General features: G+C 44.0%; 23 protein-coding genes. 17 read left to right on the top strand and 6 right to left on the bottom strand.

What is annotated here, in order from left to right; all coding sequences use genetic code 11:
• Positions 1 to 41: 41 nt before the first annotated feature.
• Positions 42 to 1,205 (bottom strand): cystathionine beta-lyase PatB, encoded by a 1,164-nt coding sequence (patB, locus tag QF06_RS14045; RefSeq protein WP_041850591.1) that lies wholly within the window; start codon positions 1,203 to 1,205, stop codon positions 42 to 44.
• 86 nt (positions 1,206 to 1,291) lie between these two features.
• Here patB and QF06_RS14040 point away from each other — a divergent pair, with 86 nt between their 5' ends.
• Positions 1,292 to 1,552 carry a YugE family protein gene (locus QF06_RS14040; protein WP_032726785.1) on the top strand — a complete coding sequence of 87 codons (261 nt, stop codon included), beginning with the start codon at positions 1,292 to 1,294 and terminating at the stop codon, positions 1,550 to 1,552.
• A gap of 24 nt (positions 1,553 to 1,576) precedes the next feature.
• On the opposite strand, the gene QF06_RS14035 is transcribed toward QF06_RS14040, so the two are convergent.
• Positions 1,577 to 2,398, bottom strand: a complete 822-nt coding sequence (locus tag QF06_RS14035) for an alpha/beta fold hydrolase (RefSeq protein WP_032726784.1) — start codon at positions 2,396 to 2,398, stop codon at positions 1,577 to 1,579.
• Positions 2,399 to 2,545: 147 nt separating this feature from the next.
• Between QF06_RS14035 and QF06_RS14030 the strand changes: the two genes are divergently transcribed.
• The 3 genes from QF06_RS14030 to yugI all read left to right on the top strand — a co-directional run bounded on the left by QF06_RS14030 (position 2,546) and on the right by yugI (position 4,802).
• The gene (locus QF06_RS14030) at positions 2,546 to 3,046 is read left to right on the top strand and encodes an Lrp/AsnC family transcriptional regulator (protein WP_009968070.1); all 501 of its coding nucleotides are present in this window, start codon (positions 2,546 to 2,548) and stop codon (positions 3,044 to 3,046) included.
• Complete coding sequence (locus QF06_RS14025; protein ID WP_003228862.1) at positions 3,047 to 4,207, top strand: aminotransferase; 1,161 nt, start codon at positions 3,047 to 3,049, stop codon at positions 4,205 to 4,207.
• A 202-nt stretch (positions 4,208 to 4,409) separates the two neighbouring features.
• Entirely contained in the window at positions 4,410 to 4,802 is a 393-nt protein-coding gene (gene yugI, locus QF06_RS14020) for a S1 domain-containing post-transcriptional regulator GSP13 (RefSeq protein WP_003228864.1), read from the top strand.
• Positions 4,803 to 4,878: 76 nt separating this feature from the next.
• Here yugI and QF06_RS14015 read toward each other — a convergent pair whose 3' ends face one another.
• Entirely contained in the window at positions 4,879 to 5,115 is a 237-nt protein-coding gene (locus QF06_RS14015) for a DUF378 domain-containing protein (RefSeq protein WP_003220771.1), read from the bottom strand.
• A gap of 229 nt (positions 5,116 to 5,344) precedes the next feature.
• Here QF06_RS14015 and QF06_RS14010 point away from each other — a divergent pair, with 229 nt between their 5' ends.
• The 5 genes from QF06_RS14010 to QF06_RS13990 all read left to right on the top strand — a co-directional run bounded on the left by QF06_RS14010 (position 5,345) and on the right by QF06_RS13990 (position 10,143).
• On the top strand, positions 5,345 to 6,508 hold the full coding sequence (locus QF06_RS14010; protein ID WP_003228869.1) for an iron-containing alcohol dehydrogenase: 1,164 nt from the start codon (positions 5,345 to 5,347) through the stop codon (positions 6,506 to 6,508).
• 104 nt (positions 6,509 to 6,612) lie between these two features.
• Positions 6,613 to 7,785, top strand: a complete 1,173-nt coding sequence (locus tag QF06_RS14005) for an iron-containing alcohol dehydrogenase (RefSeq protein ID WP_032726782.1) — start codon at positions 6,613 to 6,615, stop codon at positions 7,783 to 7,785.
• Positions 7,786 to 7,896: 111 nt separating this feature from the next.
• On the top strand, positions 7,897 to 9,249 hold the full coding sequence (locus QF06_RS14000; protein WP_003243401.1) for a glucose-6-phosphate isomerase: 1,353 nt from the start codon (positions 7,897 to 7,899) through the stop codon (positions 9,247 to 9,249).
• A gap of 58 nt (positions 9,250 to 9,307) precedes the next feature.
• Positions 9,308 to 9,679, top strand: coding sequence for a hypothetical protein (locus QF06_RS13995; protein ID WP_072175168.1), 372 nt, complete (start codon positions 9,308 to 9,310; stop codon positions 9,677 to 9,679).
• 59 nt (positions 9,680 to 9,738) lie between these two features.
• Positions 9,739 to 10,143, top strand: a complete 405-nt coding sequence (locus QF06_RS13990) for a YugN-like family protein (RefSeq protein ID WP_003228878.1) — start codon at positions 9,739 to 9,741, stop codon at positions 10,141 to 10,143.
• On the opposite strand, the gene kbfO is transcribed toward QF06_RS13990, so the two are convergent.
• Both kbfO and mstX read right to left on the bottom strand, forming a co-directional pair.
• Entirely contained in the window at positions 10,140 to 11,126 is a 987-nt protein-coding gene (gene kbfO, locus QF06_RS13985) for a potassium channel protein KbfO (RefSeq protein WP_003242502.1), read from the bottom strand. The genes QF06_RS13990 and kbfO overlap by 4 nt on opposite strands.
• Entirely contained in the window at positions 11,123 to 11,455 is a 333-nt protein-coding gene (mstX, locus tag QF06_RS13980; protein WP_003228886.1) for a biofilm formation protein MstX, read from the bottom strand. Before mstX ends, kbfO begins: the two co-directional genes overlap by 4 nt.
• A 46-nt stretch (positions 11,456 to 11,501) precedes the next feature.
• Between mstX and QF06_RS13975 the strand changes: the two genes are divergently transcribed.
• The 7 genes from QF06_RS13975 to QF06_RS13950 all read left to right on the top strand — a co-directional run bounded on the left by QF06_RS13975 (position 11,502) and on the right by QF06_RS13950 (position 16,638).
• Positions 11,502 to 11,765: a YuzI family membrane protein gene (locus QF06_RS13975; RefSeq protein WP_003243434.1), complete on the top strand. Its 264-nt coding sequence runs from the start codon at positions 11,502 to 11,504 to the stop codon at positions 11,763 to 11,765.
• 41 nt (positions 11,766 to 11,806) lie between these two features.
• Positions 11,807 to 12,484, top strand: a complete 678-nt coding sequence (locus QF06_RS13970; RefSeq protein WP_003228889.1) for a zinc metallopeptidase — start codon at positions 11,807 to 11,809, stop codon at positions 12,482 to 12,484.
• Positions 12,485 to 12,527: 43 nt separating this feature from the next.
• Positions 12,528 to 13,817, top strand: coding sequence for a hemolysin family protein (locus QF06_RS13965; RefSeq protein ID WP_038828450.1), 1,290 nt, complete (start codon positions 12,528 to 12,530; stop codon positions 13,815 to 13,817).
• A gap of 127 nt (positions 13,818 to 13,944) precedes the next feature.
• The gene (locus QF06_RS13960) at positions 13,945 to 15,609 is read left to right on the top strand and encodes a glycoside hydrolase family 13 protein (RefSeq protein WP_041850594.1); all 1,665 of its coding nucleotides are present in this window, start codon (positions 13,945 to 13,947) and stop codon (positions 15,607 to 15,609) included.
• A 25-nt stretch (positions 15,610 to 15,634) separates the two neighbouring features.
• Entirely contained in the window at positions 15,635 to 15,769 is a 135-nt protein-coding gene (locus QF06_RS21900) for a hypothetical protein (protein WP_003243642.1), read from the top strand.
• Positions 15,729 to 16,127 (top strand): secondary thiamine-phosphate synthase enzyme YjbQ, encoded by a 399-nt coding sequence (locus tag QF06_RS13955; protein ID WP_003243483.1) that lies wholly within the window; start codon positions 15,729 to 15,731, stop codon positions 16,125 to 16,127. The genes QF06_RS21900 and QF06_RS13955 overlap by 41 nt, the downstream gene beginning before the upstream one ends.
• A gap of 256 nt (positions 16,128 to 16,383) precedes the next feature.
• Positions 16,384 to 16,638, top strand: coding sequence for a hypothetical protein (locus tag QF06_RS13950; protein WP_038828455.1), 255 nt, complete (start codon positions 16,384 to 16,386; stop codon positions 16,636 to 16,638).
• A gap of 13 nt (positions 16,639 to 16,651) precedes the next feature.
• On the opposite strand, the gene QF06_RS13945 is transcribed toward QF06_RS13950, so the two are convergent.
• The gene (locus QF06_RS13945; protein ID WP_003243977.1) at positions 16,652 to 17,389 is read right to left on the bottom strand and encodes a protein-glutamine gamma-glutamyltransferase; all 738 of its coding nucleotides are present in this window, start codon (positions 17,387 to 17,389) and stop codon (positions 16,652 to 16,654) included.
• 157 nt (positions 17,390 to 17,546) lie between these two features.
• On the opposite strand from QF06_RS13945, the gene mcpB reads away from it, so the two are divergent.
• The gene (mcpB, locus tag QF06_RS13940; RefSeq protein WP_003243461.1) at positions 17,547 to 19,535 is read left to right on the top strand and encodes a methyl-accepting chemotaxis protein McpB; all 1,989 of its coding nucleotides are present in this window, start codon (positions 17,547 to 17,549) and stop codon (positions 19,533 to 19,535) included.
• The last annotated feature ends 43 nt before the right edge of the window (positions 19,536 to 19,578 follow it).

The following is a 19,578-nucleotide window of genomic DNA, read 5'->3' as shown; positions in this document are numbered from 1 at the left end:
CGCCTTTACAAATGAAGACGTAAAGGCGTTTACAGCTATATTTACGATAATGCGGCTTTGATGCGGCGCAGGCCGTCCTGCAGGGTTGCAAGAGAGCATCCCGCGTTCAGGCGCATAAATCCTTCTCCGCCAGGCCCGTATTTCGTCCCGGGCTCTAAAATAACTTTTCCTTTTTTTAGCATTCTTTGCTGAAGCTCTGCATCGGACAAGCCGTAAGCGCTGAAGTCGAGCCAAATCAAGTATGATGCATCCGGCTTCATCATTTTGACCTTTGGCAGCTCGTTGCTCAAAAAGGCTTCCGCTTCGTTCATGTTTTTCTCAATGTAAGTGATCAAGTCATCAAGCCACGGTCCGCCTTTTGAATACGCGGCTTCGATTGCAGTGACGGCAAACGCGTTCAGTCCGCCTAAACCATTGCGCTGAAGGCTTGCGGAAAACTTGGCGCGCTTCAGGTGATCCGGAATAATGATCGCTGAAGCCTGCAATCCGGCGATATTAAATGTTTTGCTTGGAGCAGCACATGTCACAGAAATATCAGCGAAATCGTCAGAGAGCGAAGCGAACGGCGTGTGTTTATGTCCGTACAGCATTAAATCGGAATGGATTTCATCCGATACAACTGTGACGCCATGCTCAAGGCACAATTCGCCTAGCTTCAGTAAATCTTCCCGGCTCCATGAACGCCCAGAAGGGTTATGAGGATTGCATAAAATAAACAATGTAACGCTTGGGTCACTAAGCTTTGTCTCCAAATCTTCAAAATCCATTGCATATGCGCCGTCTTTTTCTAGCAGCGGATTATGTAAAATGTGCCGGCCGTTTTTCTCCACCATATGGTAAAAAGGCGTATAAACTGGAGGCTGAACAACTACTTGATCGCCAGGCTCCGTAAAAGCTTGTACCGCCATGCTCAAAGCTGTTACAACGCCGGGGCTGAATGTGATGCTTTCCGGATTTACCTTCCAGCCGTGCCTGTTTTGCATCCATCCGCACACAGCATCCTTCGTTTTTTGATCTGGAGTTGTATAACCAAAAATACCGTGGTCAAGACGCTCTTTTAACGCTTCAGTTATCGCTTCCGGGGCGCGAAAATCCATATCTGCCACCCACATCGGGAGGGCGTCTGTCACGCCAAATAATTCGCCTGTTTTATCCCATTTGACCGATTGGGTGCCAAGGCGTTCTTCTCGTTTATCAAAGTTCATTCTGTTACCCCCTCATGTATGTTTATTCTTCTAAGCTTCACTATGATAAGATAGAACTGCAAATTTTATTATAAGCGGTGATGAATATGGAAGAAAGTCAAGCGGTCAGGGAAATGATTAAGATTATTGCCAAATGGGACCCGTTTAAATATGGAGAAGAGTTTTACGAAACGGAGGCTGTTGATGTCGTGCAGGCAGTCTATGATGAAAACGATCCCGACTTGCTGGCGAAAAGCATTCAGCAAATATTTGAAACTTCTTTTGAACAAACGCTGCCGATCGCCAGCTGCCGGGAAGTGGCAGGCCAGCTTTTATTCATTAAAAACAGCAGCTCCTGCACGCCTTAAAAAACCGGTTCAGCACCGGTTTTTTTAATTGATAAAATGAGCAATGTGTTCAGAAACAAGTTCAGGCCGTTCTTCAGGCACCAGATGTCCGGTCTGGCCAAGTGAGTACAGCACGGAATTAGGCAAATCCGCGTGCAGCCGTTTACCGATCTCCATTGGGACAATTCGATCCTCTTCGCCCCAAATCAATAGAGCAGGCTTGTTCATTTTCTTCAATTGCTCGGGTTCTAAATCTCCTTCTCTGTGGCGGATAAACCTTGTCATGGCTTTGAAAATCTGCTCGTCCTGAAACGGTCTGCCATAGCCGTCAATCATCTCCTCATCAATCAGCGATTTGTCATGCACCACATTTAATAAATTTTTCATCACGCCTTCTTTCGAGAGCCAGCGTTTGATGTAAAGATGAAAATACGGGATATGGGTCCCGAAAATAATCGTCGGGTGTGAACGTTTTAAATACCCTGAACTGCAAAGCAGCACAACCTTTGAAAAAAGCTCAGGTTTTTGGAGAGCAGCAGACAGCGATATCTGCCCGCCCATAGAATGCCCGACAAGCACAGCCTGTTTCACTTGCAAGTGCTCCAAAATCCCAATGACAAGCTTAGCAAGGTTTTGATAGGTATAGATAAACGTTCTTGATTTTTCAGATTGGCCGAAAGGAGGCAAATCAAGCGCGATGATGTCGTACTTGTCCCGAAGGAGAGGAATTACTTTTCTGAAGCTGAATGCAGATGATAAAAAACCGTGTACGCAGACCAGCGTTTGCCTGCCGGGATTTTGATAATGTTCGTAGTATACATTGACTCCATCGACCGTAAACCGCCTTATTGGTGAAACCGCCTCCATTCTGTGTCACTCCCTTTTTTTGATGGTTGTATTATGCCCTGAAATTGTCAATTCTAGCGGAAGTTTCTCCTCGTTTTTTCTTAGCATTCGTCAAAAAACGTGATATAATGTCATGAGATTTCTTGACATTGCAAAGGTGTGAATCAAATGAAATTGACAGAAAAAGAAACAGAAATATTAGAAATTTTAGACGAAAACAGCCGCGCCGATTTAGAAACAATCGCAAAGATGGCGGGCATCCCTGTAAATGAAGTGAAAACAATTATTGACAAACTGGAGAAAGAAAAGGTTATTATCGATTATTCCGCTATGATTGATTGGCGAAAAGTCGACGGACATGAGGGCGTTACGGCCATGATTGACGTCAAAGTAACGCCGAAGCGGGGCGTCGGTTTTGATGAAGTGGCGGAACGGATTTACCGATTCCAAGAGGTTGAATCAGTTTACCTGATGTCAGGCGTATACGATTTGTCTGTCGTGATTCGCGGCAACTCGATGTCTGACGTAGCGCGTTTTGTTTCGGATAAACTGTCAACGCTTGATTCAGTTGTATCTACGACAACCCATTTTATCCTGAAAAAATACAAGCATGACGGCAAAGTGTTTGAAACAGGAGACGACGACAAAAGAATCGTGGTGTCACCGTAAATGACTTCGTATTTATCAGACTATGTACAACAAATAAAGCCATCCGGCATCCGCAAATTCTTTGATTTGGCGGCAACGATGGAAGGCGTCATTTCTTTAGGCGTCGGCGAGCCTGATTTTGTTACCGCGTGGAATGTCCGCGAAGCAAGCATTCTCTCTCTTGAACAAGGATATACGTCATACACGGCCAATGCGGGTTTATACTCATTGCGGGAGGAAATCAGCCGTTATTTGAGCAACAGGTTTGATCTTAGCTACTCGCCAGATAATGAGCTGATTGTGACAGTGGGGGCAAGTCAGGCTTTGGATATTGCGATCCGCGCCATTGTGAATCCAGGTGAGGAAGTCATCATTCCTGAGCCGTGTTTTGTGGCGTATGATGCGCTTGTTTCTTTGGCAGGCGGTATCCCGGTTCACGTTCATACAACGGCAGACAAAGGATTTAAAGCAACGGCTGCTGATTTTGAAGCGGCAGTCACTGAAAAAACAAAGGCCATTCTCATCTGCTCACCATCGAATCCGACAGGTTCGGTTTATTCGAAGGAAGAGCTGAATGAGATTGCTGAGTTTGCCAAAAAACATGATGTCATCGTTTTAGCCGACGAGATCTACGCAGAGCTGACATATGATGAGGAATTTACAAGTATAGCGGCATTACCGGGAATGAAAGAACGGACGGTAGTCATCTCAGGCTTTTCAAAAGCATTTGCAATGACGGGCTGGAGGCTCGGTTTTGCTGCGGCACCATCCTTGCTTCGGGATGCAATGCTTAAAATTCATCAGTATGCGATGATGTGCGCGCCCGCAATGGCGCAGTTTGCCGCCCTTGAAGGCCTGAAGAACGGCATGGAAGACGTAGAAAAAATGAAAAAAAGCTATCGAAGAAGACGGAATCTGTTTGTAGAATCGCTCAATGAAATCGGTCTCAGCTGTCATCATCCGGGCGGTGCTTTCTATGCTTTTCCATCTATTAAAAGCACGGGAATGAGTTCAGAACAGTTTGCCGAGGAGCTACTGACGCAGGAAAAAGTGGCAGTTGTTCCTGGAAGTGTGTTTGGTCCGAGCGGTGAGGGATATATCCGTTGTTCATACGCAACCTCGATTGAACAGCTTCAAGAAGCGTTAGTCAGAATGAAACGCTTCCTGCACAAAACAACATAAAAAAAAGATACGAACCTTTTGTTCGCATCCAATAAAAGGGGGGAATACTAGAAAGCCTTTGGTATTTTCAGTTTACCCCCTTTTTGCTGTGCATAAACCTGATTTTTTATAAAAAAGTTTTCTTTGCGGAAATAAGACATGTGTGATATAATTTTAAATTGCGTATAAACAGATATTTAATTTAACTTAGGAGTTGTTATGAATGGCAGCAAAATTTGAAGTGGGCAGTGTTTACACTGGTAAAGTTACAGGATTACAAGCGTATGGTGCGTTTGTTGCATTAGATGAAGAAACTCAAGGTTTAGTACACATTTCTGAAGTGACTCACGGTTTCGTAAAAGATATCAACGAGCACCTTTCAGTTGGCGACGAAGTACAAGTAAAAGTACTTGCTGTTGATGAAGAAAAAGGCAAAATCAGCCTTTCAATTCGTGCGACACAAGCTGCGCCTGAGAAAAAAGAAAGCAAACCAAGAAAACCTAAAGCTGCTCAAGTAAGCGAAGAAGCTTCTACACCACAAGGTTTCAACACATTAAAAGATAAGCTTGAAGAGTGGATCGAAATGTCCAACCGCAAAGACCTTATCAAAAAATAAGATGAAAAAAGCACCGGACAGGAATGTTCGGTGCTTTTGATTTCATGCAAAATCCTATTTCAGCGTGATTGATATCCTATCGCATTTCAGGATTTGCTGCTTCTTCACGTGATCTTTCCTCGTTTGGCTTAAATAGCAGACCGAGGTTGATTAAGCCGGCGATTCCGACAAGTCCGTAAATGATTCGGGAAAGAGCTGACCCTTGGCCGCCGAAGATAGCCGCTACTAAGTCAAATTGGAAAAATCCGATCAGTCCCCAGTTAATGGCGCCAATGATGGTTAATACAAGACAAATTCTTTGAATGGTACTCATGTTTTGCAACCTCCTCCATGAATTATTAAAACAGTTATAGATTGTGACATATTGGAGAATCTATACATGCATTCTCCATATGAGGGAAGCTGGCCTGCCCTCGCTTATATCAGCTTCTTTCCCAGCATCTTGCAAAATAAAACCATCTGGTATGCTGATCGGTGAGAGCTGATTGCTTTACATGTGGTGAGGACATTCTGCATAATAAAAAATCTAAGGAGGAGATGTCATGCAAAACTTTACATACTGGAATCCGACCAAATTAATTTTCGGGCGCGGCGAAGTGGAAAGACTTCCGGAGGAACTCAAACCTTACGGAAAAAACGTATTGCTTGTGTACGGAGGCGGCAGCATTAAACGCAGCGGCCTGTATGATCAAGTGATTGAACAGCTGAATAAAGCCGGAGCTACCGTGCATGAATTAGCAGGTGTGGAACCGAATCCTCGTGTGTCGACTGTTAATAAAGGTGTTGCCATCTGTAAAGAACAAAACATTGATTTCTTGCTGGCTGTCGGAGGCGGAAGCGTAATCGACTGTACAAAAGCGATTGCCGCAGGAGCGAAGTATGATGGTGATGCGTGGGATATCGTTACGAAAAAGCATCAGCCAAAAGATGCTTTGCCATTCGGAACGGTATTGACTCTCGCTGCAACTGGTTCAGAAATGAACTCAGGATCTGTTATTACAAACTGGGAAACAAAAGAAAAATACGGCTGGGGCAGCCCGCTCGTATTCCCTAAATTCTCGATTCTTGATCCGGTGAATACATTCACCGTACCTAAAAACCACACGATCTACGGGATGGTTGACATGATGAGCCACGTATTCGAACAATACTTCCATCATGTATCAAACACGCCGTATCAGGACCGCATGTGTGAATCACTTTTGCGTACAGTCATTGAAACAGCGCCTAAGCTGATCAATGATCTCGAAAATTACGAATTGCGTGAGACGATCCTGTACACAGGAACAATCGCATTAAACGGCATGCTTTCTATGGGGGCAAGAGGGGATTGGGCTACTCATAATATTGAACATGCAGTATCAGCCGTTTATGATATTCCGCATGCCGGCGGACTGGCAATTTTGTTCCCGAACTGGATGAGACACACATTGTCTGAAAACCCTGCCCGCATGAAACAGCTTGCAGTTCGCGTGTTTGATGTTGAAGAAGCAGGTAAAACGGATGAAGAAATTGCCCTTGAAGGTATCGATAAGCTGTCCGCATTCTGGACAAGCCTTGGCGCTCCGAACCGTCTTGCTGATTATGATATTAATGATGAGCAGCTTGACACAATTGCTGACAAGGCAATGGCTAACGGTACATTCGGCCAATTTAAATCACTCAACAAAGAAGATGTGCTGTCAATTTTGAAAGCATCTCTATAAAAAAAAGGGGAAATAGCCGTTTGGCTGCTTCCCTTTTTCTTTTTGTCAACTTATGTTACAATGGAAAATCTGTTTTTTTACCAGCATCATTTGGAGGTTTTACTATGGAAAATTTCACTTATTATAATCCGACAAAGCTGATTTTTGGAAAAGGTCAGCTTGAACAATTAAGAAAAGAATTCAAACGATACGGCAAAAATGTACTGCTTGTTTACGGGGGCGGCAGCATTAAACGCAACGGCCTTTATGATCAAGTCACAGGCATTTTAAAAGAAGAGGGCGCTGTTGTTCATGAGCTGTCAGGTGTAGAGCCGAACCCGCGTCTTGCGACAGTGGAAAAAGGCATAGGACTTTGCAGAGAGCATAACATTGATTTTCTGCTTGCTGTCGGCGGAGGCAGTGTGATTGACTGTACAAAGGCAATCGCAGCTGGCGTCAAATACGATGGCGACGCTTGGGATATTTTCAGCAAAAAAGTAACAGCGGAGGATGCGCTGCCGTTTGGCACTGTTTTAACGCTTGCTGCGACAGGCTCTGAAATGAACCCTGATTCCGTGATTACAAACTGGGAAACAAACGAGAAATTTGTATGGGGCAGCAATGTCACTCATCCGCGTTTCTCTATTTTAGACCCTGAAAATACGTTCACCGTTCCAGAAAATCAAACAGTATACGGCATGGTTGACATGATGAGCCACGTATTCGAACAATACTTCCACAATGTTGAAAACACGCCGCTTCAGGATAGAATGTGCTTTGCTGTTTTGCAGACGGTCATCGAAACAGCTCCTAAGCTTCTTGAAGATCTGGAAAACTACGAACTTCGTGAAACGATTTTGTATGCTGGTACTATTGCTTTAAACGGCACGCTCCAAATGGGATACTTCGGTGACTGGGCTTCTCATACAATGGAACACGCTGTTTCAGCTGTATATGATATTCCGCACGCGGGCGGTTTGGCAATACTGTTCCCAAATTGGATGAGATACACGCTTGATACAAATGTAGGCCGCTTCAAAAACCTCATGCTCAACATGTTTGACATTGATACTGAAGGCAAAACAGATAAAGAAATTGCGCTTGAAGGAATCGATAAACTGTCTGCGTTCTGGACAAGCCTCGGTGCACCTTCTCGTCTTGCTGATTACAATATTGGAGAAGAAAAGCTTGAGCTGATTGCTGATATCGCAGCCAAGGAAATGGAACACGGCGGCTTCGGCAACTTCCAAAAATTGAACAAAGATGACGTGCTTGCCATCCTTCGCGCGTCTCTATAAACTCAAAGGGCGGAATCCAGTCATTCCGCCCTTTCTTCTTGACTTGATTTCACAGATAAGTTCATATAAAGTGAAAGATGAAAACATTATACCGTTATGGAGGGACAAGCAATGACGCATGTACGCTTTGACTACTCAAAAGCGTTGACTTTCTTCAACGAACATGAACTTACATATCTGCGGGACTTTGTAAAAACAGCACACCATAATATCCATGAAAAAACAGGCGCGGGCAGCGATTTTCTAGGCTGGGTGGACCTCCCTGAACATTATGATAAAGAAGAATTCGCGCGCATCAAAAAAAGTGCGGAAAAAATTAAATCTGACTCTGATGTCTTGCTTGTTGTCGGCATTGGCGGTTCTTATCTTGGAGCGCGGGCAGCGATTGAAGCGCTGAATCACGCGTTTTATAACACTTTGCCAAAAGCAAAACGCGGCAATCCGCAAGTGATTTTTATCGGGAACAACATCAGTTCATCTTATATGAGAGACGTCATGGATCTTCTTGAAGATGTTGACTTCTCTATTAATGTGATTTCTAAATCAGGTACGACAACTGAACCTGCAATCGCTTTCCGTATTTTCCGCAAGCTTCTTGAAGAGAAATACGGTAAAGAAGAAGCGAAAGCGCGGATTTATGCAACAACTGATAAAGAGCGCGGCGCATTAAAAACGCTTTCTAACGAAGAAGGCTTCGAATCATTCGTTATTCCTGACGATGTCGGCGGCCGTTATTCAGTTTTAACAGCTGTAGGTCTCTTGCCGATTGCTGTCAGCGGCGTCAACATTGATGACATGATGAAAGGCGCCCTGGATGCGAGCAAAGATTTTGCAACATCTGAACTGGAAGATAACCCAGCATACCAATATGCGGTTGTTCGCAATGTCCTTTATAATAAGGGCAAAACAATTGAAATGCTCATCAACTACGAACCGGCGCTTCAATACTTTGCGGAATGGTGGAAGCAGCTGTTCGGAGAAAGCGAAGGGAAAGATGAGAAGGGCATTTATCCTTCTTCAGCGAACTATTCAACAGACCTTCATTCTTTAGGCCAGTATGTACAAGAAGGCCGCAGAGATTTATTCGAAACGGTCCTGAACGTAGAGAAGCCTAAACATGAACTGACAATTGAGGAAGCGGATAACGATCTTGACGGCTTGAACTATTTAGCTGGTAAAACTGTTGATTTCGTTAACAAAAAAGCATTCCAAGGTACAATGCTTGCCCATACAGACGGAAATGTTCCGAACTTAATCGTTAACATTCCTGAGCTGAATGCATATACTTTTGGATACCTTGTATATTTCTTCGAAAAAGCCTGCGCGATGAGCGGTTACCTCCTTGGCGTCAATCCGTTTGACCAGCCTGGTGTAGAAGCGTATAAAGTCAATATGTTTGCGTTACTCGGCAAACCTGGCTTTGAAGAGAAAAAAGCAGAGCTTGAAAAACGTCTGGAAGATTAATGTGAGAAAGCTGACTGGCATTTGCCGGTCGGCTTTTTATAAAATCAGAAAGGTGCTGATGTTCATGAAACAATTGGTTAAACATCTCATCATTGCCGGTTTTTCTGCAGCTATTTTAAGTTTCCTTATCTCCTTTGATGCCGTGTATACAGAGTTTTCTTCAAGCTTTGGCGGCACGCTTTCACATTTTTTCATCCACGCCTTTCTTCTCATTGGTTTGCCGCTTGCCCTTTTTACCGATGCGGTACATCGGATTTTGCATTTAAAACGAACCCATACTCTTTTCACTAAATTAGGACTCTATGCAACGGTTGTTTATGTGTCTTGGGATTCAGCTGTCTGGCTTGCAGCGGCAATGGCTGTTTACTTCTTAATTGAATGCGCTTTCTTTCCTGTTGGCCGCGCGAAAGAAACAACGATTTCCATGTAGGCGCCTCTGAATGAAGTCTTGTTCGGCGGGACAGGATAAGTGAAAAAAGGGGCATTCTGATGATACCAATACCTTCCGCGATAGATGGGCAGTCTTTTCTGCTTCAAGAACTGGAACAAGTGATGAAGCCGCTCGGTTATGTGATAAACGGCGGCTGGGAATACGATCATGGCTACTTTGATTATAAAATTGATGATAGAGACGGCTATTTATTTTTAAGAATTCCCGTCAATGCGGTACAGGGCAGTCTCGATGAACGAGGGGCGGCCGTCCGGATCGGAACGCCATTTATGCTGAGACAGGTGTTTCAGGCGGATGTTGACGATCACGCCGAGGGAGGGCCTTTCCAATCACTGTTTAATCAATTTTCCGAACCGGAAAGGCGGGACGCGGAAATTGATCCGGCATTTTTGGATATCGGCGCCTCTCTCGTGAAAGAATTGGAGGATGTTCTGTTACACTAGATGGCAAGGAATTGATCTGTTTCGAGCACCTTGTATGTAAGAGGAGGGGAAAGCATCGGCCCCTCCTTTTTTTGTATGCCTATAATTGTTGTGTTGTGATCAAGGAAATAGAGAACACAGGTTTTGTAAGCCGCTCCCTTTAGTTCGTCAGGAACAGCAAGAAGCTCCACATGCTGATCAAGTGTCAGCTTGATTCCGTTCTGCTGTTTAGACGGCCGTAACTTGACTTGGTAATGCTGCAGCATCGCCCGGCTGATAAATTCTGAAGTTCCGATGATTTGGTTTGCGCCTGCCCGTTCCGCATTGGTGACAAAACGGTCAGTTAAAATCTCGACGATGCAGTAAGCAAGGGGATTAAGACCTTTAACAGATAAAAGAGTCAGCACTGACAGCATATCAGCATCAGTTTCACTTTTATACTGATCGGCAGTAATCATCACTGATTCCGCTTCAGTAATATTGGCCCGTTTCAGTGTCCCATCATCGGCAGCGTGCCCGCGTATGAAATGAACGTTTTCAATAAGCGGGCCTTCTGTTAAGGATTCATCGATTAGTACGACTGTTTTGGAAGGGGCGGCAAGCTGAAGGTCCTTCAAAAGCCGGTTTGTTTTTTCATTCCACCCGATCAGAATGATGTGGTCCCGGCCTTTGTAAGCAACTTTTCCTTCAATGTAGCGATGCTGTCTGCTGAATGCGGCCGCTGATAACGTAGCGAAATACGCTGTGACAAAGCTTGCTCCGCTCAAAATCAGCAGTATTCCGGCTGCCTGTCCCAGCGGAGTGTGCGGCACATAGTCTCCATAACCGACTGTAGAAACCGTAACGACAGCCCACCAAATACCTTCGAATACCGAAGTGAACTGCTTAGGCTCAAGTATATAAATGATTTGGCCGAACAAAAGAATCAGACATAAAATAATAACCCCGATTCGGATAAATAACGGCCACCTGAGCCATGAAATAAATATCCGATTTGATTTCATTCTTTTTCTCCTTCTTCAGATACTGAGATGGATAAAATCTGTTTAATAATTGTATTTAATTTCTCATTTAGCTTTTCCTGGCCGTACATATCTCGGGCCTGCTTCATTAACTCGGCTGTATCATCATCAAGCTGAATAAGCGGTTCATCAATTTCCGATTCATTATACAGCTGGATAAACGCGTCCAGTCCTTCATTCATTCGGTCGATTGCTGTGCTCAGCTGTTCCTTTTCCTCACTCGTCACTTTCATAGCTTCCATCACACCCGTGCTTTTTTCTAACAGTATGTCCCACTTCCGGTGATGTTTTTCAAAAAATGTACAAAACATATAAAACCGGATTTCTCCATAAACTAAAACAAAAAGGATGAAAAAGATGACGATCTTTCAAAGAACGATCGTGGTTTTAATCGGTACGCAGCTGGCGGCATCCGCGGTGATTTTGTTTATTTTCGATTTGAATTCATATAATCACTTTTCCGGAAGCTTCTCCTGGCTTCATTTTCTGAAAGAACTGGCCGGCAGTTTCGCCTTTTATTTGTTTTCAGCAGGCCTGTTCTTTTTGCTGATTGGATTGTGTGCTCCAAGCCGGAAGAAAAAGCGCATTTCTGTACACGAGAAAGAAAACTCATTAAAATAATCGTAATAGAGAAATGATCATGGAAAAAGGATGATGAAAAAATGCTGTTTATATTTTTAACAATAGCCGCATTGGGATTGTCGTTTTGGGCACAATTTAAAGTAAAGAGCAACTTTGAAAAATATTCAAAAGTGGAAGCCTCAAGCGGACGTACAGGGGCAGAAACGGCAAGACGGATTTTAGATATAAACGGTCTTTACGACGTGCCGGTCGAACCGGTAAGAGGCACTTTAACAGACCATTACGACCCGACAAGACGGGTGGTGCGTTTATCTGAGCCGGTCTATTACGGCCGCTCAATTTCCGCCATATCCGTAGCTTCCCATGAAGTCGGACATGCCTTGCAGCATCAGGAGTCATATGGTGCGCTTGTGCTGAGACATAAAATCTTCCCAGTCGTGAATTTTGCATCCGGTGTAGCTCCTTTGCTTTTCTTAGGAGGCATGCTTCTCGGCAGCCTGAATTTGATCGGGCTTGGCATCATACTGTTTTCAGCGGCTGTCTTTTTCCAGCTGATTACATTGCCTGTCGAATTCAATGCAAGTTCACGTGCGAAGCAGATTATTGTGTCAGAAGGATTCATCCGAAACAATGAAGAAAATGGGGTAAATAAAGTGCTGAGTGCTGCTGCCTTAACGTATGTGGCCGCCGCCCTGGTTTCCCTGTTTGAACTACTTCGTTTTGTGATGATTTTCTTAAACGGTCGTGATGAGAATTAACGTTAAGGAGGTGGCCCCTTACCATTTATGGTAAGGGCTTTTTTTGCTTATTTTACAATTGATCGCCATTTTTGTTTTGATTGGCATTACGGCTGTTTTCGTTGCAGCGGAATTTGCGATCGTCAAAATCAGAGGTTCAAAAATCAATCAGCTCATCGAAAGCGGTGACAGCCGAGCACTAGCCGCACATAAAATCATCTCCAATCTTGACGAGTATTTATCAGCCTGCCAGCTCGGGATTACGATTACAGCCCTCGGCCTTGGGTGGCTTGGTGAACCTACATTTGAACGTTTTCTTCATCCCTTATTTACAATGACAGGCATGCCGGAACCGTTTAACCACATTGTCACATTTGTAGTTGCATTTATCATCGTCACTTTTTTGCATGTGGTGATGGGGGAGCTTGCCCCGAAAACGGTTTCTATTCAAAAAGCTGAAGCTGTAAGCTTATGGATTGCAAAGCCGCTGATCTGGTTTTATAAAATCACGTACCCGTTTATTAAGGCATTAAACGGCTCTGCAAGCTTTCTTGTGAAATTGTTTGGCTTTCATTCAGTAAAGGAGCATGAGGTTGTCATCAGCGAAGAGGAACTAAGGCTGATCCTTTCTGAAAGCTATGAAAAGGGAGAAATCAATCAGTCTGAATTCCGCTATGTAAATAAGATTTTTGAATTTGACAACCGGGTAGCGAGAGAGATTATGATTCCGCGGACAGAAATTGCGGTTATCTCTCTGGAGCAGTCGCTTGAAGAGGCAATTCATCACATCATTAATGAACGGTATACACGCTACCCTGTCATCAAAGATGACAAGGATCATATTTTAGGGATCATCAACAGCAAAGATATGTTTAAAGCTTATTTTCTCGGCCAGCCGATAAAGCTGAATCAAATCATGAGGCCCGTTATCAGAGTCATTGAAAGCATTCCTGTTCAGCAGCTTTTAATCCGCATGCAGAAGGAGCGGATTCATATGGCGATTCTCGTAGATGAATACGGGGGAACGGCGGGGCTTGTCACTGTAGAGGATATTATAGAGGAAATCGTCGGGGAAATCCGCGATGAGTATGATCAGGATGAAACACCGCACATTCTGAAAAAGGGCGAGCACCATTATGTGATGGATGGAAAAGCGCTAATAGACGAAGTGAATGACCTTCTCGACATTGCGATTGAAAATGAAGAAATTGATACGATTGCAGGCTGGCTTCTAACGCAAAAAATGGAGCTGAAAGCAGGAGATGTGATACACGCGGAGGGCTGTGAATTTAAAATCCTCGACGCCGAAGATCATCACATCCGTTTTGTAGAAATTAAAAAAACTGATTTTTAATAAAAAACAGCCGGGGAACGAACGGCTGTTTTTTGTGTCATCAAGTCATTTCTTAAAAAGCAATGCTGTGAAGCCTTTTTTCTACATAGGATATATAAGACCGGTACACTGGGGAAGGAGTGGCTGTATGAAAAAGGCTTGGTGGAAGGAAGCCGTTGTTTACCAAATTTACCCCCGCAGTTTTAAAGATTCAAATGGAGACGGAATTGGGGATATTCAAGGAATCAGATCCAAGCTTTCTTACATAAAAGAGCTGGGCGCTGACGTCATATGGATTTGCCCGCTGTATGACTCACCGAATGCTGATAATGGCTATGATATCCGGGATTATCAAAACATATTAAGCGAGTTTGGCACCATGGAAGATTTTGATGAACTGCTTGGTGACATTCATGATCTGGGGATGAAGCTGATTATGGATCTCGTTGTGAACCACACAAGCGACGAACATCCATGGTTCATAGAATCCCGTTCATCCATACACTCGGAAAAGCGCGACTGGTATATTTGGAAAGACGGCAAAAACGGAAAAGCGCCCAACAATTGGGAAAGCATTTTCGGCGGGCCGGCTTGGGAGTATGATCAAAAGACAAGCCAGTATTATCTGCACCTTTTTGATAAAAAACAGCCTGATTTGAATTGGGAAAATGAACAGGTGAGGAATGCCGTTTATGACATGATCAATTGGTGGCTTGATAAAGGAATTGACGGATTTCGGGTGGATGCCATTACGCATATTAAGAAAAAAGAAGGGCTTCCCAACATGCCGAATCCAAAGGGGCTGGACTATGTCCCTTCCTTTCCTTATCATATGAATGCTGACGGCATTATGGATTTGTTAACAGAGCTGAAGGAAAACACATTTTCCCGCTATCCGATCATGACAGTTGGTGAAGCAAACGGCGTCGCTGCAAAAGAAGCAGCTGATTGGGCTGGAGAAAAAAACGGCATATTCAGCATGATTTTTCAATTTGAGCATCTCGGCCTGTGGGATGTAGAGATCAATGAAAGTATTGATATCGTTGCATTTAAACGAATTTTAACTGACTGGCAGGACAGTCTGGAAGGGATCGGCTGGAATGCTTTGTTTATGGAGAATCACGACCAGCCCCGTTCAGTTTCTGTGTGGGGAGACGACGGAGTGTACCTGAAAGAAAGTGCAAAAGCGCTTTCCGCTGTTTATTTTCTCATGAAAGGCACACCGTTTATTTATCAGGGACAGGAACTCGGGATGACGAACGTGGCTTTTCCATCTATTGATGACTATGATGATGTCGCGATGAAACGCCTGTATGAAACAAAAACAGCGAAAGGCACATCACACGAGGATGTGATGAAGATTGTCTGGAAAAAGGGAAGAGACAATTCGCGAACGCCGATGCAATGGAATGCTGGTCCATACGCCGGATTTTCTGAGGCCAAACCGTGGATCGGAATCAATGAGAATTACAAATGGCTGAATGCCGAGGCGCAAAAAAACGATAAAACATCCGTTTACCATTTTTACAAAAGCTTGATCAAGCTGCGCCAAACATATGATGTTTTTATTAACGGGACATACGAGCTCATTATACCGGAAGATCAGCAAATCTTTGCATATCTTCGGAAAAACGAGAGCCATACTGCACTGATTGCGGCCAATCTGACAGGAACACCGGCGTTGTTCAGGCACTCTGGATTGCCATTGTCATCAGATGCACTCGTCTTGTCAAATATTGAAACAGAGCCGCACAAGCATATGACATCAGCACTCTTAAAGCCGTATGAAGCAAGAATATATCTATGGTGCTAAACTCCAGCCTTAGACTGGAGTTTTTTTGTTTTATCGGGTTTATGAGAGCGGTTTAACAGGAAAAAAAAGAACACAGAACGAATTAAGCGATGAGAGCGGACAAACGAAAGGAGAAACAAATGCTGAAAACACTGCAAATCAAAACAACCAAACGAGATGAAATGATTGATATCACCCGGGAGGTGGAAGCGTTTCTTCAAGAAACAGGTATAACGAGCGGCGCAGCGCTGATTTACTGTCCGCATACGACTGCGGGCATTACAATTAATGAAAATGCCGATCCGGACGTCAAAAAAGATATGCTCAGAAGGTTTGATGAGGTTTATCCGTGGGAACATGAGCTGGACCGCCATATGGAGGGCAATACAGCTGCACACATGAAGTCGAGTACAGTCGGAGCTTCACAGCATGTCATTGTGGAAAACGGCCGGCTCATTCTTGGAACGTGGCAGGGCATTTATTTCTGTGAATTTGACGGCCCTCGCACCCGGACATGCTATATCAAAATGATGGGATAATAGGCTGTTTTTTTGACAAAAGCATGATCGCTGAACAAACGCCGATAGCCGGAGGGCTTGTCACACCCGCCCCGGCTGCCGCTTTATCGAATGAAGGCGCGCTTGGCATTCGTCCATATGCGAAATAAAAAGCGAGGGAAAGAGACACGCGCCTCACCCTTTGTTTTCAGGAAAGCCTGCATGAGGGATAGTCAATCAATGGATGTAAACGTACCGAGCTTTGCCGAACGTAACTTGATAAACTGAGGTGACAGATATGAACATTCTTCAATATTCTTATAAAAAAAGAGGGAAAATTGAGTTTGTATTTGAAGGCTGGCCTCACTCAAAAGTTACAATGGTTCCTATCAAAGGCTACTATTTTGTCCGCTTTATCAAATGGAGCAGCCAGGATCCAATCGTGACAAGAAATGACCTTGAAAAAATGGAGTGGGCTGTGAACCAATATTTCGGCACAGCCCCCTTCTATCGAAAACGAAAGGCATTTGAAACCCCATCGTCCGGAAAATAGGCGATGGGGCTTTTTAGCGGACGATGCGGAAAAGAGACGGAACATCCAGTCTGGTCGCCTGAGACAGAAGGTAGGCTGACTGTAAGGCTCCTTTTTTCCTAAAAGAATTCAGCTTATCAATAATTTGCTTTCCGTTTAAGATTCCAAGACCATGGGCAAAATATTTATCTTCCCCCAGTAGTATCACATTTTCGCCTCTCCATTGCGCCTTTTGCGGATCAAATTCAGGATTCTTAAAATACAAACAATCTCCAAGGAAAAAGTGGTGTCCTGTTTCCGTATATATCGGCAATTTCTCATAATGCCAGTCATATAAAATAATTCTGTCAAAGCTGGCATTGAATTTATCTTCTCCGATTGTATCGATTAAGGCCAAGTAATAAATGATAACGATTGCGGTTGCGCATTCAAACGCATAAAACGGGCCGTTCTCTGCAATGTCCCGAATCGCTTTTGAAGGCGGCATTCTGTATTTCAGCTCCAAGGCGCCCTCCGGTGAAACCCTCCAATACGTTGTATTCCCGTATGTTTTTAAAAAAGTGGCAAACTTCGCCCCGCTTTTGTGCAGCGTCTTTGCCGCTGCTACAATATTCATCCGCAGTTTAAGCTCAAACATCAGTTCAGCAATTGAATGATAATCAAACTGAACAGGCGTCTCAATCATCTCTTTTAAGAGCGGATTCAGATCTTGATCAATCTGCCAATTTTCAATATCCTGGGGACGGAGCAATTGTCCTGATACAATAATCATGTTTAGCCCCCCTTGTTTTTTATAAGATATGCAAAGAGCTTGGGCAATGAAAGTTAAAAAGGCAGAAGACAGCCAAAAAGAACTTCTTCCATTTTTTATTTTAAAACTTTTTTAAGCAGCCGATATATACTGTATCAAACCTGAAGGAGCAAGTGACATGAAGACTTTTATCAATTGGCTGAAGAAACCGTCTATTTCAAAGAAATTAATCGTCTCATTTATTGCGATTCTCATTATCCCTATTCTTATATTAGAATTTAGCTCTTACCGAAGCGCCAGCGGAAAGCTGGATCAGGAAATTATGGGAAATGCGAAAAACAGTGTCGATACATTTAATACAACTGTTACAAATGATCTGGGAGAAAAAGCGAAAGCAGTCACCTTTTTCAGTGAATCTCTTAAAAGATCCGCATTCAAAGGGAAATCAAATCAAGAAGAGATCAAAGCTAAATTTTCACAATATGTATCTATTAATCAAGGAGTAGCCAGAATTTATGGGGGCGCAGATAACGGCACTTATGTACAAGCGCCAAAAGAAAAATTGCCGGAAGGATACGACCCGAGACAACGCCCTTGGTACCAGGATGCGATGAAGGCCGGCGGTGAAATTGTCGTGACAGATCCTTACGTGGCTGCGAGTGACGGAAGCATGGTCATTACCATTGCACAGGAGCTGAAGGACGGATCTGGCGTTGTCGCCATGGATATTACCATTGATAAATTGTTAGAACAAATGAAACAAATCAAGGTCGGAAAAGAAGGTTATGCTTTCATTGCAACAAAAAACAAAACCTATGTCGCTCACAAGAACCATAAGGCTGGAGAAAAGCTTTCAGGCGACTGGGTAGCCAAAATGTATGCGAATGACAGCGGTGAACTCCAGTATACTCTTAATAACGAAGATAAAAAGATGACCTATACTACAAACGAACTGACTGGTTGGAAAATAGCCGGCACAATGTATATGGATGAAATTAAGGATGCCTCAAAGTCTGTGCTGACAACAGGAATGATTGTGCTGATTGCTTCCATTGTGGCAGGCGGAATTTTAATTCTGTTTATCGTTCGTTCGATTACAAAACCGTTAAAACGTCTTGTTCAATCATCGAAAACGATCAGCAGGGGGGATCTGACCGAAACGATCGAAATCCATTCAAAGGATGAGCTTGGAGAGCTTGGGGAAAGCTTCAATGAAATGGGACAATCTCTCCGCTCTCTGATCAGCGCTATTCAGGACTCGGTGAACAATGTGGCCGCATCTTCCGAACAGCTTACCGCATCTGCCGGGCAGACGAGTAAAGCCACCGAGCATATTACGATGGCGATTGAGCAGTTCTCAAACGGAAACGAGGAGCAAAGCGAAAAGGTTGAATCCAGCTCTCATCAGCTGAACTTAATGAATGAAGGACTCCAGCAAGTCTCACAAACATCGTCAGATATTACAAAGGCATCTATCCAATCAACGGAAATCGCCGGAACGGGTGAGAAGTTTGTGCAGCAGACAGTCGGACAAATGAACTCGATTAATCAATCTGTTCAGCAGGCTGAAGCTGTTGTCAAAGGCTTAGAAGGAAAATCAAAAGACATCACAAGCATTTTGAGAGTCATCAACGGAATCGCTGACCAAACAAATCTGCTTGCACTAAATGCAGCCATTGAAGCGGCGCGTGCCGGAGAGTCAGGACGCGGCTTCTCTGTCGTAGCGGAGGAGGTGCGCAAGCTGGCTGTCCAATCAGCCGATTCAGCGAAAGAAATCGAAAAGCTGATCCAAGAAATCGTCGCAGAAATCGACACCTCTCTTCACATGTTTAAAGAGGTCAATCAGGAAGTACAGTCCGGACTTGTTGTCACAGACAATACAAAAGAAAGCTTCCAGAGCATTTTCAGCATGACAAACGAAATCGCGGGCAAGCTGCAGACGATGAATTCCACCGTCGAGCAGCTGTCAGACCGTTCACAGCATGTTTCAGCAGCAGTCAGCGGCATTGCAGACGTGTCGAAAGAAAGCTCGGCAAGCATCCAGGACATTGCCGCATCAGCTGAAGAACAGCTTGCTTCCATGGAAGAAATCAGTTCCTCAGCGACGACTCTTGCGCAGATGGCAGAAGAGCTTCGCGATCTGACGAAACAATTTAAAATCGAGTAAAAACCGAAAAACAGCGCTATCAAAGCGCTGTTTTTTTATATGG

This window comes from Bacillus sp. YP1, from assembly GCF_000877815.1.
GTDB lineage: Bacteria > Bacillota > Bacilli > Bacillales > Bacillaceae > Bacillus > Bacillus subtilis.
The sequence above is the reverse complement of the archived record's forward strand: the minus strand, read 5'-3'. Positions and strand labels throughout refer to the sequence as shown.

Bases quoted from the DNA above. Each gene is read 5' to 3' on its own strand.
- patB (WP_041850591.1), bottom strand. From the start codon at position 1,205: ATGAACTTTGATAAACGAGAAGAACGCCTTGGCACCCAATCGGTCAAA.
- QF06_RS14040 (WP_032726785.1), top strand. From the start codon at position 1,292: ATGGAAGAAAGTCAAGCGGTCAGGGAAATGATTAAGATTATTGCCAAA.
- QF06_RS14035 (WP_032726784.1), bottom strand. From the start codon at position 2,398: ATGGAGGCGGTTTCACCAATAAGGCGGTTTACGGTCGATGGAGTCAAT.
- QF06_RS14030 (WP_009968070.1), top strand. From the start codon at position 2,546: ATGAAATTGACAGAAAAAGAAACAGAAATATTAGAAATTTTAGACGAA.
- QF06_RS14025 (WP_003228862.1), top strand. From the start codon at position 3,047: ATGACTTCGTATTTATCAGACTATGTACAACAAATAAAGCCATCCGGC.
- yugI (WP_003228864.1), top strand. From the start codon at position 4,410: ATGGCAGCAAAATTTGAAGTGGGCAGTGTTTACACTGGTAAAGTTACA.
- QF06_RS14015 (WP_003220771.1), bottom strand. From the start codon at position 5,115: ATGAGTACCATTCAAAGAATTTGTCTTGTATTAACCATCATTGGCGCC.
- QF06_RS14010 (WP_003228869.1), top strand. From the start codon at position 5,345: ATGCAAAACTTTACATACTGGAATCCGACCAAATTAATTTTCGGGCGC.
- QF06_RS14005 (WP_032726782.1), top strand. From the start codon at position 6,613: ATGGAAAATTTCACTTATTATAATCCGACAAAGCTGATTTTTGGAAAA.
- QF06_RS14000 (WP_003243401.1), top strand. From the start codon at position 7,897: ATGACGCATGTACGCTTTGACTACTCAAAAGCGTTGACTTTCTTCAAC.
- QF06_RS13995 (WP_072175168.1), top strand. From the start codon at position 9,308: ATGTTCATGAAACAATTGGTTAAACATCTCATCATTGCCGGTTTTTCT.
- QF06_RS13990 (WP_003228878.1), top strand. From the start codon at position 9,739: ATGATACCAATACCTTCCGCGATAGATGGGCAGTCTTTTCTGCTTCAA.
- kbfO (WP_003242502.1), bottom strand. From the start codon at position 11,126: ATGAAATCAAATCGGATATTTATTTCATGGCTCAGGTGGCCGTTATTT.
- mstX (WP_003228886.1), bottom strand. From the start codon at position 11,455: ATGTTTTGTACATTTTTTGAAAAACATCACCGGAAGTGGGACATACTG.
- QF06_RS13975 (WP_003243434.1), top strand. From the start codon at position 11,502: ATGACGATCTTTCAAAGAACGATCGTGGTTTTAATCGGTACGCAGCTG.
- QF06_RS13970 (WP_003228889.1), top strand. From the start codon at position 11,807: ATGCTGTTTATATTTTTAACAATAGCCGCATTGGGATTGTCGTTTTGG.
- QF06_RS13960 (WP_041850594.1), top strand. From the start codon at position 13,945: ATGAAAAAGGCTTGGTGGAAGGAAGCCGTTGTTTACCAAATTTACCCC.
- QF06_RS13955 (WP_003243483.1), top strand. From the start codon at position 15,729: ATGCTGAAAACACTGCAAATCAAAACAACCAAACGAGATGAAATGATT.
- QF06_RS13950 (WP_038828455.1), top strand. From the start codon at position 16,384: ATGAACATTCTTCAATATTCTTATAAAAAAAGAGGGAAAATTGAGTTT.
- QF06_RS13945 (WP_003243977.1), bottom strand. From the start codon at position 17,389: ATGATTATTGTATCAGGACAATTGCTCCGTCCCCAGGATATTGAAAAT.
- mcpB (WP_003243461.1), top strand. From the start codon at position 17,547: ATGAAGACTTTTATCAATTGGCTGAAGAAACCGTCTATTTCAAAGAAA.